Raw genomic sequence first — 543 nt, 5'->3', positions numbered from 1 at the left:
CGCCCGGCACGTCGGGGTCGGGGACTCGGTGCTCGAGAGCACCCAGACCCTGAGCAGCAGCCTGGACGCCGAGCGCAAGGTCATCACCCTGGAACATTCGCTGCTCAGTGGCGAGGCGTTGCTGACCCGTGACGACACCGACGTGGAAATCCGCTACCAGTACGATCCTCTGGGCCGGGTCGTGGCCGAGACCGTGGCACCGGGCACCGAGTACGAGGCGACGCGCAGCTACCGGTATCATCTGGCCGCTCATGATCAGGATCAGGCGTGGCAGGAAGTGGTCAACGTCAAGGGCGTGACGGTGCGCAGCGAGCTGGATGGTCTGGGTCGGGTGCTGAAGGAGCGGCGTCAGGACGCCGACGGTGACAATGCCCTGCGCGACACCTATGCGGCGCGGTACGACGCCCGTGGACAACTGATCAGCGAAACACAGATCGACTGGATGATCGGCCAGGCCACGCTGGAACTGACGCGCCATTTCGGCTACGACGACTGGGGCCAGCAGATCAGTGAAACCGGACCGGATGGAGTGGTCAGTTTCAA

At 64.6% G+C, this 543-nt stretch carries 1 pseudogene; it reads left to right on the top strand.

Going from position 1 to position 543, the window contains the following annotated elements:
• Window positions 1-543, top strand: a pseudogene (locus JTJ32_RS26300) (sugar-binding protein); the annotation flags it as partial.

The organism is Pseudomonas alliivorans (assembly GCF_017826695.1).
In the GTDB taxonomy this organism is placed as follows: domain Bacteria; phylum Pseudomonadota; class Gammaproteobacteria; order Pseudomonadales; family Pseudomonadaceae; genus Aquipseudomonas; species Aquipseudomonas alliivorans.
The sequence above is the reverse complement of the archived record's forward strand: the minus strand, read 5'-3'. Positions and strand labels throughout refer to the sequence as shown.